The organism is Staphylococcus schweitzeri (genome assembly GCF_002902405.1).
GTDB classification, from domain to species: domain Bacteria; phylum Bacillota; class Bacilli; order Staphylococcales; family Staphylococcaceae; genus Staphylococcus; species Staphylococcus schweitzeri.
On record NZ_PPQS01000039.1, the window covers coordinates 74218 to 87076 of the forward strand.

At 32.5% G+C, this 12859-nt stretch carries 15 protein-coding genes; 1 reads left to right on the forward strand and 14 read right to left on the reverse strand.

What is annotated here, in order from left to right:
* From dnaG to ccpN, 3 genes are all read right to left on the reverse strand, one after another.
* The coding region (gene dnaG / locus CD116_RS13945) for a DNA primase (RefSeq protein WP_240625123.1) at window positions 1–786 on the reverse strand (786 nt) is incomplete at its 3' end.
* 60 nt (window positions 787–846) lie between these two features.
* Window positions 847–1665 (reverse strand): pyruvate, water dikinase regulatory protein, encoded by an 819-nt coding sequence (locus tag CD116_RS08405; protein ID WP_047425747.1) that lies wholly within the window; start codon window positions 1663–1665, stop codon window positions 847–849.
* 10 nt (window positions 1666–1675) lie between these two features.
* Entirely contained in the window at window positions 1676–2299 is a 624-nt protein-coding gene (ccpN, locus tag CD116_RS08410; RefSeq protein WP_078101688.1) for a transcriptional regulator CcpN, read from the reverse strand.
* A 334-nt stretch (window positions 2300–2633) separates the two neighbouring features.
* Here ccpN and CD116_RS08415 point away from each other — a divergent pair, with 334 nt between their 5' ends.
* Complete coding sequence (locus CD116_RS08415; RefSeq protein ID WP_047530112.1) at window positions 2634–4025, forward strand: glycine--tRNA ligase; 1392 nt, start codon at window positions 2634–2636, stop codon at window positions 4023–4025.
* A gap of 130 nt (window positions 4026–4155) precedes the next feature.
* On the opposite strand, the gene recO is transcribed toward CD116_RS08415, so the two are convergent.
* The 11 genes from recO to mtaB form a co-directional block, all read right to left on the reverse strand.
* Window positions 4156–4902: a DNA repair protein RecO gene (gene recO, locus CD116_RS08420; RefSeq protein WP_078101696.1), complete on the reverse strand. Its 747-nt coding sequence runs from the start codon at window positions 4900–4902 to the stop codon at window positions 4156–4158.
* Between the two features lie 27 nt (window positions 4903–4929).
* A complete protein-coding gene (era, locus tag CD116_RS08425) occupies window positions 4930–5829 on the reverse strand; it encodes a GTPase Era (RefSeq protein ID WP_000134756.1) in 900 nt (299 codons plus the stop codon).
* Window positions 5830–6234, reverse strand: coding sequence for a cytidine deaminase (cdd, locus tag CD116_RS08430; RefSeq protein ID WP_031787273.1), 405 nt, complete (start codon window positions 6232–6234; stop codon window positions 5830–5832). It lies immediately after the preceding gene.
* A gap of 10 nt (window positions 6235–6244) precedes the next feature.
* Window positions 6245–6589, reverse strand: a complete 345-nt coding sequence (locus CD116_RS08435; protein ID WP_047549168.1) for a diacylglycerol kinase family protein — start codon at window positions 6587–6589, stop codon at window positions 6245–6247.
* Between the two features lie 2 nt (window positions 6590–6591).
* A complete protein-coding gene (gene ybeY / locus CD116_RS08440) occupies window positions 6592–7059 on the reverse strand; it encodes an rRNA maturation RNase YbeY (RefSeq protein WP_047425765.1) in 468 nt (155 codons plus the stop codon).
* Window positions 7060–8007, reverse strand: a complete 948-nt coding sequence (locus tag CD116_RS08445) for a PhoH family protein (RefSeq protein WP_047549165.1) — start codon at window positions 8005–8007, stop codon at window positions 7060–7062.
* Between the two features lie 284 nt (window positions 8008–8291).
* Window positions 8292–8990 (reverse strand): SPOR domain-containing protein, encoded by a 699-nt coding sequence (locus CD116_RS08450; protein ID WP_047448116.1) that lies wholly within the window; start codon window positions 8988–8990, stop codon window positions 8292–8294.
* Window positions 8991–9006: 16 nt separating this feature from the next.
* Window positions 9007–9996 (reverse strand): flotillin-like protein FloA, encoded by a 990-nt coding sequence (gene floA / locus CD116_RS08455; RefSeq protein WP_000492114.1) that lies wholly within the window; start codon window positions 9994–9996, stop codon window positions 9007–9009.
* A 17-nt stretch (window positions 9997–10013) separates the two neighbouring features.
* Window positions 10014–10697, reverse strand: coding sequence for an NfeD family protein (locus CD116_RS08460; RefSeq protein ID WP_047425784.1), 684 nt, complete (start codon window positions 10695–10697; stop codon window positions 10014–10016).
* Between the two features lie 350 nt (window positions 10698–11047).
* Window positions 11048–11224 (reverse strand): 30S ribosomal protein S21, encoded by a 177-nt coding sequence (gene rpsU / locus CD116_RS08465; RefSeq protein ID WP_000048060.1) that lies wholly within the window; start codon window positions 11222–11224, stop codon window positions 11048–11050.
* Between the two features lie 288 nt (window positions 11225–11512).
* A complete protein-coding gene (gene mtaB / locus CD116_RS08470) occupies window positions 11513–12859 on the reverse strand; it encodes a tRNA (N(6)-L-threonylcarbamoyladenosine(37)-C(2))-methylthiotransferase MtaB (RefSeq protein WP_047549163.1) in 1347 nt (448 codons plus the stop codon).

Genomic DNA, 12859 nt, shown 5'->3' on the forward strand with positions numbered 1-12859 from the left:
AATTTCGTCTGTCTTTCGAATTGTTTTACGTGCTTTATCTAAGTTATATAGCAACTTTCTTTTTTGGAAAATAGGTGTTTCTGGACTATTTAAATACTTAGGCTCTTGTCCAGTATAAGTTCTGCCTGAATATCCAACAATTCTTCCTTGTGCATTCTTCAACGGGAACATTATTCGGTTTCTAAACCTATCATAATAACTAAAATTCTCTTCATTACGAGATAGCAAACCTGCTTCATATGCCAATTCAATGTCATATCCCTTTTTTTGAAGGAAATCATGACAAAAATGTGAGCTATCAGGTGCAAAACCAATACCCCGCTCTTTTATGAGCGCATCAGTAAATCCTCGTTCTTGTAAATATGCTAAAGCTTGCTCGCCTTCTACTGTTTTCGTTAATGCGTAATAATAAAATTCTTGAATCAATTCATGCATTTCTATCATTTGTAAATCTTCAGAAGCAATTTGTATGTTGGAGTTAGTTTGAGTCGTCTCTATGTCAACTGATACGTTAACTCTATCCCCTAACTCTTTAACCGCTTCAACAAATGATATATCTTTTATTTCTTGAGTAAATTGAAAAACATTGCCACCTTTTTTACAACCAAAGCAATGACATATTTGTTTATCTTCGGATACTGTAAATGAGGGCGTCTTTTCATCATGAAAAGGACACAAACCTATATAATTGCGTCCTCTCTTTTCTAATTTTACATATTCACTTACTAAGTCTAAAATGTCAGTTTTATCTTTTATTTCATTAATGATCGATTGATCTATTCGCAAATTGAATCACCTATTAAGCATTAGTTATACTATTATACCTAATTTACGCAAAAAATGAAATCATTTCGATTTATTTTGTTCAATATAATGAATAATGTCATTTGCTGTTTCTTCAATTGCTTTTTGTGAAACGTCTATAACTGGGCACCCGATTTCATTTACAATTTCTTCGAAGTAATCCAACTCTTCTTGTATACGTGCTTCAGTCGCATACCTAGCAGTATCACCTAACCCTAATTGTTTTAAACGTTCTTTTCGAATTCTATTTAATTTTTCTTCACTAATTTTTAGAGCAATACACTTTTTCGGATCAATATCATACAATCCATCGGGTGGTGTTACTTCGGGAACGATTGGAACATTCATTACTTTGTAACTTTTATGTGCTAAATATTGAGATAATGGTGTCTTCGATGTTCTAGAAATACCAAGTAATACAATATCTGCTTTTGGTAAACCTTTAGGATCTTTACCATCATCATATTTAACTGCAAATTCTATAGCATCTATTTTCTTAAAGTATGCATCATCTAATCGATGAACAATACCAGGTTCATTATATGGTTCTTCCTCAACTGACTCTGATAATAAATCCATTAGTGGACCCATGATATCAACAGATTTCAATTGATATTCTGCCACTTTATCACTCATATATTGTTTCATTTCTGGTTTGATAAGCGTGTATACAATAATGGCATTCGTGTCTCTAGCAACTTGAATCACTTCATCAACATCTTCAAATGATTCTATATAAGGATACCTTAATAATTCATTTTTACATTGTTTAGGGTTAAACTGTGAAATGCCGGCTCTTGCAACTAATTCTGCTGTTTCTCCAATAGAGTCAGAGGCTACTATAATTTTAATATTTTCCAAAATTTCTCACCTATTCTTTATATAATGCTACTAATAATTTAGCTATTGTTGTTTTTGAAATTCTTCCAATGACTTCAAATTTATGATTGTCCTTTTTTCTAACAATCGGGATAGAATCTATCTCTTTTTCAATCATTTGGTCAGCGGCATATATGACTAATTCACTTTCTTCCAAATAAGTTACATTTGGCATACGAGTCATATTAACACTGATTGGTACTGTATGAATATCTGCACCTATCATTGATGCTCTTAATAAATCTTTTCTAGAACAAACGCCAACAAAATCATTTTCTTCATTAATAATAAATAATGTACTAACATCTTCTAAAAAAATTGTGCAAATAGCATCATATACTGTTGTATTCTCTCTAAGAACAACTGGTTGAGACATATAGTCTTTAACTTCGTATTGTCTTAACTTATCATTAAAAAATTTGTCTTTGGATTTGCCTGAATAATAATATCCAACTCGGGGACGCGCTTCTAAAAAACCTGACATTGTTAGTATGGCTAAATCTGGTCTAAGTGTTGCTCTTGTTAAATTTAACTTGTCTGCTATTTGTTCGCCAGTAATAGGTCCTTTAGTTTTAACAATTTCGATAATTCGTTCTTGTCTTTGACTGAGTTCTATAGGTCTTCACCCCTTTTTTATTCATATATTATTATACCTATATTTCTTTGATGTCACAAACACATTAATTTTACTTGCCTTTAAATAATCTATCAATTAGAATAAACGTACAGCGAGTTAAGGATAGTGTAAGCTTAACACTGAAATTTGGCGCAATAATCATTTTAAATTCAAAGCGAGTGACTACACTAATTTGGGTGGAACCGCGGGTTAACTACGTAAATTATTTTGTATTTAATACAATTTAAAATATTAACTCGTCCCATGGAAGTAAAGCGTAAATTTTACGCTGTTATTTTCCATGGGGCGTTTTCATGTATGAGGAGAGGTAATTATGGCAAAAGATATGGATACAATCGTTTCATTAGCAAAACACAGAGGTTTTGTGTTCCCTGGTAGTGATATTTACGGTGGTTTATCAAACACTTGGGATTACGGTCCACTAGGTGTTGAATTAAAAAACAATGTAAAAAAAGCATGGTGGCAAAAATTTATCACTCAATCACCTTTTAACGTTGGTATCGATGCTGCAATTTTAATGAATCCAAAAGTATGGGAAGCATCTGGTCACTTAAACAACTTTAACGACCCTATGATTGATAATAAAGACAGTAAAATTCGTTATCGTGCAGATAAATTAATTGAAGATTACATGCAAGATGTTAAAGGCGATGAAAACTTTATTGCAGATGGTTTAAGCTTTGAACAAATGAAAAAGATTATTGATGATGAAGGTATTGTTTGTCCTGTAAGTAAAACTGCTAACTGGACTGAAATTCGTCAATTCAATTTAATGTTTAAAACATTTCAAGGTGTTACTGAAGACTCTACAAATGAAATTTTCTTACGTCCTGAAACAGCACAAGGTATTTTTGTAAACTATAAAAACGTGCAACGTTCAATGCGTAAAAAATTACCGTTTGGTATCGGTCAAATTGGTAAATCATTCCGTAATGAAATCACTCCAGGTAACTTCATTTTTAGAACTAGAGAATTCGAACAAATGGAACTTGAATTCTTCTGTAAACCTGGAGAAGAAATTGAATGGCAAAATTACTGGAAAACATTTGCAAGCGAATGGTTAACTAGCCTCAATATGAGCACTGAAAATATGCGTTTACGTGATCATGACGAAGATGAACTTTCACATTATTCAAATGCTACAACTGATATTGAATATAAATTCCCATTCGGTTGGGGCGAACTATGGGGTATTGCTAGTCGTACTGACTTCGACTTACGTAAACATGCCGAACACTCTGGTGAAGATTTCAGATATCATGATCCTGAAACAAATGAAAAGTATATTCCTTATTGTATCGAACCATCTCTTGGTGCAGATCGTGTTACTTTAGCATTCTTATGTGATGCATATGATGAAGAAGGCGTTGAAGGTAGTAAAGATGCTCGTACAGTTCTACACTTCCACCCTGCATTAGCACCATATAAAGCAGCTATTTTACCATTAAGTAAAAAATTATCTGGTGAAGCGATTAAAATTTTCGAACAATTAAGTTCTAAATTCTCAATTGACTTCGATGAATCACAATCAATCGGTAAAAGATACCGTCGTCAAGATGAAATTGGTACACCTTATTGTGTAACATTTGACTTTGATTCATTAGAAGATAACCAAGTTACAGTACGTGACAGAGACTCTATGGAACAAGTTCGTATGCCAATCTCAGAGTTAGAAGCATTCTTAACAGAGAAAACTAAATTCTAATAAGTAAATAAATAATAAGATGAAGCTGTGTTCAAATTGGATTCAGCTTCATTTTTATATTTTCATATTTAAAAAGGTATTTAAACAAACACAGCTTACGTGTCTACTTAAATACCTTTTACATTTTTAATTATTGTTCTAATCTTTTTAATTGGTTAATTAATTTCTGACTTTTAAAAAACAGACCAGCATATTCTCGATAAAGCATTAATATTAAGTCTGACATTTCGTCTATAATATCTTGATGTATATTTAATGCATTCATTTTATCTATTGGTAGTTTTTGCAATACATCTAAAAGATATAACGTTTTATTCGATAAAATAACAGCATGCGGATCTTTGAAAGCTTCTTGCTTAGAAATAGCACCATCAAATTTAAAACTATAACCAACTAAATCAGCTTGTGTTAAATTACCACTTACAACACAATGGTCAAAAGATGCTGTGAATCCAAAACGATTCATACATTTTAACATTACAATTACGGACATTAACTGAGCAGATGTACCTTCGTCTATTTTAGAAAGTACAAATTGTAGTAATTGATAATTATATGGTGCTATGTCGCCTTCATCCATAGATCGATCAATTGTTTCAGCTGCTAAAGATGCATAACTACTCACATAAAGGTCCATTTGTAATTTATAATGCTGACTAATTACATCAACAGAATTCAATGTTCCCATACCTCGCCATTGATTATAAATAAATAAACCATATACAAACATTTGTGTTTGAGCTTGTAAACCAGTTTTGACCTTTTTAGCTCGTCTTGCCATTAGTGGTACTTTAGCCCCATGTTCATTTAAAATCGTTATGATTTTATCAGATTCTCCATAATCGACTGCTTTGATAATAATCCCTTTTTGGCGCATTAACAATTATCTTCACCACTTTTAAGATTAATCTTGATCTTCAACATATCCAATTTGACGTATAAAATTCACTTTATTTCGCCAATCTCTTTGGACTTTTACCCAAAGCTCTAAATATACTTTTGAACCAAGTAGCATTTCAATATCACGTCTTGCTCGTTTTCCAACTTCTTTTAACTTTTTACCGCCTTTACCAATGACTATACCTTTTTGAGAATCTCTTTCAACATAAATTGTCGCTTCGATATGTACGCGGTCTTCACTCTCTTTAACCATTCGATCTACATTTACACCAATTGCATGAGGTATTTCTTCACTTGTTAAATGCAGTATTTTTTCACGAATAATTTCACCTACAACAAATTGCTCTGGATGGTCTGAAATTTGATCATCAGGATAATATTTTGGACCTTCTGGTAAATACGTTTTCAATACATCGATAAAATGATCTACATTTAAACCTTCCAATGCAGAAATAGGTACAATTTCTGTAAAATTCATATATGTTTGATATTGTTCAATTTTAGGCATAAGCTCATCTGGATGTACTAAATCAATTTTATTTAATACTAAAAATACCGGTGTCTTAACATTTTTCAACATTTCCATAATGTACTCATCGCCACGCCCAATATCTTCATTAGCATTAACCATAAACATAATGGCATCTATTTCAGATAAAGTATTTTTAGCAACTTTCATCATATAATCACCTAATTTATGTTTAGGCTTATGAATTCCCGGTGTATCTATGAAAATAATTTGAGCATCATCTCTTGTCATTACACCTTGAATTTTATTTCTTGTTGTCTGTGCTTTATCAGACATAATTGCAATTTTATGTCCAATTACTCTATTCATAAATGTAGATTTCCCTACATTTGGTCTACCTATAATTGAAACAAATCCTGATTTATGTTCTGTCATTTATTTTAAATCCTTTCCTGAAAATCCAAATGGGAGTAATTCTGCGACTGTCATCATTACCATGTCACCTTTATGATTTGTCATATATACCGGCATATCATCATCGCATAATTCTTTTAACACTTGACGGCATGCACCACATGGTGATGAAGGTTTATCAGCATCTACAGTCACTGTGATTGATTCAAAATCTCCTGGTCGATACCCTTGTGAAATAGCCGATACTAAACTTGCTCTTTCTGCACAAATTGATAATGGATATGATGCATTTTCTACATTTGTGCCATAAAACGTTCTACCATCTTTCGCTTTTAAATAAGCCCCTACTTTAAAATTGCTATATGGCGAATATGATTCTTGTTGTGCTTTTCTAACTTCTTGAAAATAATGAGGTTGATAACTCATATATGCCTCCCTAAAATAACGCTATAAAATGTGGTACAAATACAATTAGGCCAATGATTACTGCTAAAATCGAAACTATAAGAACACTAAATGCTGCTATATCTTTAGCATATTTTGCAAGTTCATGATATTCAACTGTCACTAAATCAACAACATATTCAATTGCTGTATTTAATGCTTCTACAGTTAAAACTAATGTAATGGCGATAAGTATAAATAGCCACTCAATTTGATTAATATTAAAAACGAAACCAAAAACTATTACAACAATCATAGCAAACACATGTAATAAAAATTTATAGTCTTTTTGAATTAAGATTTTTAGTCCATCAAGTGCATATCTGAACCTTTTCATAGCTAGTCTCGCGTAAGGCCATATGCATTTAATATTGCATCCTGTCGACCAAACATTTCTTTTTCATCTGCATCTGTCATATGATCATAACCTAATAGGTGTAAAAATCCGTGTAGTGCTAAAAATCCTAACTCTCGTTCAAATGTATGTCCATAATTATCTGCTTGTTCTTGAGCAACATCCGTGCAAATAATAATATCTCCAAGCACACGTGGAATATCTAAATCACTAAAATCAATTTCTGGCTCATCTTCTTCTAAAGCAAATGAAATAACATCTGTAACTTTATCCTTGTCACGATAAGTCCGATTAATTTCTTGAATTTCCTTTTTATCAACAAATGTCACAGACAGCTCAGCATCATCTTCAATATGTTCTTCATTTTTAGCAAATTCAAGTAAATCCTTAATTTGTCTATACCAATCATCTTTAACTAATCCAGTATGATCGCTAAAATCTATCGTAAACATTTAATTCTCTCCTTCATATTGTTCAATGATTTTACTTACTAATGGATGTCTAACAACATCACTTTGATCTAGCTTTAAGATACTAATCCCCTTTACATTGCGTAATCTGTTAACTGCTTCTTTCAGACCACTTTTAACACCTTTGGGCAAGTCAATTTGAGTTTGGTCCCCGGTTACAACCATTTTAGAACCAAATCCTAATCTTGTTAAAAACATTTTCATCTGTGCATGTGTCGTATTCTGAGCTTCATCAAGTATTACGAAAGCATCCTCTAAAGTTCGACCACGCATATATGCAAGTGGTGCAATTTCAATAATCCCTCTTTCAATGAAACGTTCTGTTTGTTCTCGACCTAGAACAGTATATAACCCATCATATAATGGTCTTAAGTAAGGGTCTACTTTTTCTTTTAAATCACCTGGCAAGAAACCAAGGGACTCTCCAGCTTCAACAGCAGGTCTAGTTAACACGATACGTTTTACAGAACCTTTACGAAGTTGTTTGGCTGCGTATACTACAGCTAAAAAAGTCTTGCCTGTGCCTGCAGGACCAATGCCAAAAACTAAATCATTATTCTTCATAGCATTAACATATAACCGTTGCCCCATTGTCTTTGCTCGAATCGTTTTACTAAAAGCATCTTTTGTTATTTCTTCATCATATAAATCTAATAAATGATGTATTGTATTATTTTGGGCCATTTTTATAGCCGCTTCAACGTCTTTAATTGTTATATTATTACCTAACTCAATAACTTTTAGCAAATTGATTAATACAGATTCAGCTTTTTCAACATTTTCAATATTTGTACCTTTAACGGCTACTTCTTGTCCTCTTGCATGGATGACAACATCGAAACTCTCTTCAATTGCTTTTAAATGTTCATCATTATTACCTATCAAAGCTTGAGATTGGTTCATATCGTCTATTTGTATAATTCCAGGCATACACGCGCTCCTTTTCATATTTCATTAATATTCATTCTTAGATGCTTTAATATCTACTTAATTATATCATGCTATTCATTGATTTAAACATCTTTGCATCGACTTACTTATATTTCTTTATTAGAAGCGACCTTAATTTGACTTTTAAATTAGTTTCGATAGTATTTGTGGTTAAATGGAATCGAACTAAGATTATGTGACTTTTAACATTATGCAATATACGTAATTTGACGTACTAAAAAAACAAGCAACTATCATTACGACAGTGCTTGTTTCATTTAATATTATAACTGTTTGGGTTTAGCTAAAATTTCTGACCATATCATGCCATTGATAACTTCATCGTTATCAAATTGGAAAGCTGATTTAGTCATACCTTTTTCAACATTTTGAGAATTAAGTAATTGTTTTAATTTCAAACGTTTTGTACGCTCTGATAAATATTTATCTTCAATAATATCACGAGCACGTTTTTCCATTTTAGCAATTTGCTTTTCTTTTTCTTTGTCTATATCGCTACGAATCGTTTTAATATCATCTCTAAGTGATTTTTCTAATTGACGTCTAATTTCGTCAGAATTATCTTGTCTAGAAGGGCGTTGTTTCTGTTCCACCGGTTCTGTTCTAGGCACTGTTATTGGTTTTTCTTTCATTGGTTTTGATTCTGGTTGCTTTTTAGGTGCCATAGGTTCTACAGTCGGTTTCGATTTAGGCTCTTCTTTTGGAAGTTCATCGAATAAAGGTGGTAACGTATCATCATATTTTCTTTTCGATGATTTCTTTTCTTCTTCATTTAATTCTTCACTTATTTCTTTAAACGTTCGTTCAATTTCTTCAAAAAAGCCACCTTTTTTTGGTTCATTATCGGTAGATGTTTTTTGAGGTGGCTTTTGATTTTGTCTATCTTTATGACTATTTTCGCGCATAGTGGTAATGATAGAAATGATCACTGATATGACAAAAATTAGAATACCGACACTCATTTAATCACCTCTCGACTTAATGTTCAGGCGACTCATCATCACTTTGATCAGTTCGTTTATTTATTGCATTTCTCATACCTGTATCAGCTTCAATATTTTTCAAATTGTAATAATCTTTAACACTGATATTACCTGAGCGTAATGCTTCAGCCATAGCTAGTGGTACTTCGGATTCTGCTTCAACTACTTTCGCATGCATTTCTTGAACACGGGCTTTCATTTCTTGCTCAGTTGCAACGGCCATTGCTCTACGTTCTTCGGCTTTCGCTTGTGCAATATTTTTATCTGCTAATGCTTGTTCAGTTTGTAAATCTGCACCAATATTTTTACTAATATCAACATCAGCAATATCAATTGATAAAATTTCAAATGCAGTACCTGAATCTAAACCTTTGCTTAAAACTGTTTTAGAAATATTATCTGGGTTTTCAAGTACTTCTGTATGATGCTTACTAGAACCGATAGTTGAAACTATACCTTCACCAACACGAGCGATAATCGTTTCTTCACCAGCACCACCAACAAGTCGAGCAATATTTGCTCTAACTGTAATACGGGCTTTAGCTTTAACTTCAATACCATTCATAGCAACACCTGCAATAAATGGTGTTTCAATAACTTTAGGATTAACCGACATTTGAACCGCTTCTAATACGTCACGTCCTGCAAGATCAATTGCAGCTGCGCGCTCGAAAGGAAGATCAATGTCAGCTCGTTGTGCAGCAATATTAGCGTCGACAACTCTATCAACATTTCCTCCTGCTAGATAATGCGATTCTAATTGGTTTGTTGTTAATGCAAGTCCTGCTTTATGCGCTTTAATTAATGGCGCTATAACTTTTCTTGGAGATACACGACGTAAACGCATACCAACCAATGTTCCTATACCAACATGAACGCCAGCTGCTAACGCTGAAATCCATAAGCCTATCGGTACAAATGAGAATAAAATAAGTAATGCAACTACTATAATAACTGCTATTACGATGAAACTTAAACTAAACATGGTATCGCTCCTTTTAATTAATCTACTTCCCTCACAACTACTCTCGTTCCTTCTACTTCAAGGATTTTAACGGTTTTATTGCGTAAAATGAAGTTACCATCTGAAACAGCGTCAATACGCTCATTTTCACAAAAAATAATCCCTGCTGGACGAAGATCTGTAACTGTTTGAGCAGTTTTTCCTACGAGATGCGAGCGGTTATCATGCGAATTGTAACCTGACTCAGAATTAGTTGAATCTTTTAAGATAACTTTATCCAAAAACGGAATCTTCCTGTTGAAAATCTTCACTAATATCACCCATTCTACGATTGTTAAAATCAACGCAACAATAACATTGGCAAGCATAAATAGCAAATTATCCCCGAGCGTTGTTATACTTACAGTTATCAGTATCATGCCAATAATACCAATTACTGCACCAACTACAAACAATTCAATTACAACTAATATAACGCCAATTGAGAATATTAAGATAGAATGCATATTGACATTTCCCTGGATGAGAAATCCCAAAAATAAAATAAGTAATGATAATGAAGCAATTATACCAGCTGCATTGATTTTTTTAGAGTAAAGTTGATATACAAATCCTAAAAATGTCAAACAGGTTAATATTAACGTAAAAATAGGTTGAACAATTATATTACTAACTTGTTCTACCCATGTGTCTCCAGTAGCTGATTCCAAGATAGTAGTCATTTGTAAAAAATTATTATAACTCACAATTTCACCTCGCCCTCATATTAATTATACATGAAAACGAATTTACATTATAGTTAAAAGAACCAATAGAATACCAAATTGATTAATTCAAAACTATATAAGTATCAAATTTAATTCTCATTAAACATAGACTTGATTATACTTTTCAGAGATGTATTTTAAATAAGATACGTTTCTGATTTAGTTATTGCATTTTGCTGATTTATTATATGGACCCTGAAAAATTGAGCAATAAAAAAACATCACCTATTAGCGAAAGTCACTAATAGGTGATGTTTACTTTATATAATTAATATTCGTGTTGAGGGAGTCAACAGAGGTATTAATTATTTGAATTTACGTTTACGTGCAGCTTCTGATTTCTTTTTACGTTTTACGCTTGGTTTTTCGTAAAATTCACGTTTACGTACTTCTTGGATTGTTCCACTTTTAGAAACTGAACGTTTAAATCTACGTAACGCATCTTCAAGTGATTCATTTTTACGTACTACTGTTTTAGACATCTGTATTTCCCTCCCTCCAAATATCAACGGAACTTTATAGTCAATTGCACAGTAAAACTATGCATTTATAAGTATAATATATCTGTAATTTATGGTCAATTAGTAAATTGTTTTTTATTTGAAACATATTTCACATCAAAATCACAAAGACTTTCATATTTCGTTCTAAAAATCTCTAAATATTTTATTTAATGAGAAGAGTTGATTATATAATGCTTTTCAATTTGAAAAACCTACACTAGGTATTATCTAACTCAACCATTAAAATAAGTCATGTGTGTTATCAATTTATACTAAAACTTCTCTATCTGATTTATTTGTTGCAAAATCTACGACTTTTATAGCTTGACCTTGATTCAATGGATAATTTGCTTGCATTATTTTTACTTTAACAATTTGACCGATTAGTGATTCATCACCTTCAAATTGCACTTTCATATAATTATCTGCATATCCAACTAATGTACCCGAAACATCTCCCTGTTCTTCTGGAATAACCTCTAGTACATCTTGATCAAACTTAGAAGCGTATAATTTACCTAATTGATTGCTCAAAGTAATTAATTTATGAACTCGTTCGTTCTTAACTTCTTCATCAATTTGATCATCCATTCTAGCTGCTGGCGTACCAATTCTAGGTGAATATGGGAACACGTGTAATTCAGAAAACTTGTGTTTCACAATAAAATCATATGTTTCTTGAAATTCTGCTTCAGTTTCTCCAGGGAAACCAACAATTACGTCACTTGTAACAGCCAAGTCTGGTAAAGCTTTGTGCAATTTCGTTAATCTCTCTGAAAAACGCTCCATTGTATATTTACGTCTCATACGTTTTAATACGGTATCTGAACCAGATTGTAATGGAATGTGTAGATGACGCACAACTTTCGTTGAGTGTTCTAATACATCAATCACTTCATCAGTAAGTTGACTTGCTTCAATCGATGATATACGAATTCGTTCCAATCCATTTATCGTTTCAAGGTCACGTAGCAACTGTGCTAAATTATAATCTTTTAAATCTTGGCCATATCCACCAGTATGGATACCTGTTAATACTATTTCTTTATATCCAGAATTAACAAGTTGTGTCGCTTGCTCAACTACTTTTTCTGGGTCTCTTGAACGCATCAAACCACGTGCCCATGGAATAATACAAAATGTACAGAAATTGTTACATCCTTCTTGAATTTTTAAAGAGGCACGTGTTCTATCAGTGAAATATGGCACATCTAACTCTTCATATTTACGGTTTTTCATTATATTTCCGACACCATTGATTGGTTGTCTTTCTTTTCGGAATTCATCGATATATCCAAGAAGTTTATGTCTATCTTGTGTACCAACCACAACATCTACACCAGGAATTTCCATAATTTCAGCAGATGACGTTTGTGCATAACAACCAGTTACACAAATAACAGCATCTGGATTTTGTCTAATCGCACGTCTAATAATCTGGCGACTTTTTTTATCGCCAGTATTAGTTACTGTACAAGTATTTATCACAAATACGTCTGCATTTGCTTCAAAATCAACACGATCATAATTAGCTTCTTTAAATAATTGCCAAATCGCTTCAGTTTCATAATGGTTTACTTTACAACCTAAAGTGTGAAACGCAACTGTTGACAT

What these genes read in the sequence shown, in the direction of transcription:
- CD116_RS08445 (WP_047549165.1), bottom strand. Translation starts at nt 8,007, where the DNA reads ATGCCTGGAATTATACAAATAGACGATATGAACCAATCTCAAGCTTTG.
- mtaB (WP_047549163.1), bottom strand. Translation starts at nt 12,859, where the DNA reads ATGTCAACAGTTGCGTTTCACACTTTAGGTTGTAAAGTAAACCATTAT.
- rpsU (WP_000048060.1), bottom strand. Translation starts at nt 11,224, where the DNA reads ATGTCTAAAACAGTAGTACGTAAAAATGAATCACTTGAAGATGCGTTA.
- CD116_RS08460 (WP_047425784.1), bottom strand. Translation starts at nt 10,697, where the DNA reads ATGACTACTATCTTGGAATCAGCTACTGGAGACACATGGGTAGAACAA.
- CD116_RS08450 (WP_047448116.1), bottom strand. Translation starts at nt 8,990, where the DNA reads ATGAGTGTCGGTATTCTAATTTTTGTCATATCAGTGATCATTTCTATC.
- recO (WP_078101696.1), bottom strand. Translation starts at nt 4,902, where the DNA reads ATGCGCCAAAAAGGGATTATTATCAAAGCAGTCGATTATGGAGAATCT.
- CD116_RS08415 (WP_047530112.1), top strand. Translation starts at nt 2,634, where the DNA reads ATGGCAAAAGATATGGATACAATCGTTTCATTAGCAAAACACAGAGGT.
- cdd (WP_031787273.1), bottom strand. Translation starts at nt 6,234, where the DNA reads ATGAGTTATCAACCTCATTATTTTCAAGAAGTTAGAAAAGCACAACAA.
- era (WP_000134756.1), bottom strand. Translation starts at nt 5,829, where the DNA reads ATGACAGAACATAAATCAGGATTTGTTTCAATTATAGGTAGACCAAAT.
- CD116_RS08435 (WP_047549168.1), bottom strand. Translation starts at nt 6,589, where the DNA reads ATGAAAAGGTTCAGATATGCACTTGATGGACTAAAAATCTTAATTCAA.
- floA (WP_000492114.1), bottom strand. Translation starts at nt 9,996, where the DNA reads ATGTTTAGTTTAAGTTTCATCGTAATAGCAGTTATTATAGTAGTTGCA.
- ybeY (WP_047425765.1), bottom strand. Translation starts at nt 7,059, where the DNA reads ATGTTTACGATAGATTTTAGCGATCATACTGGATTAGTTAAAGATGAT.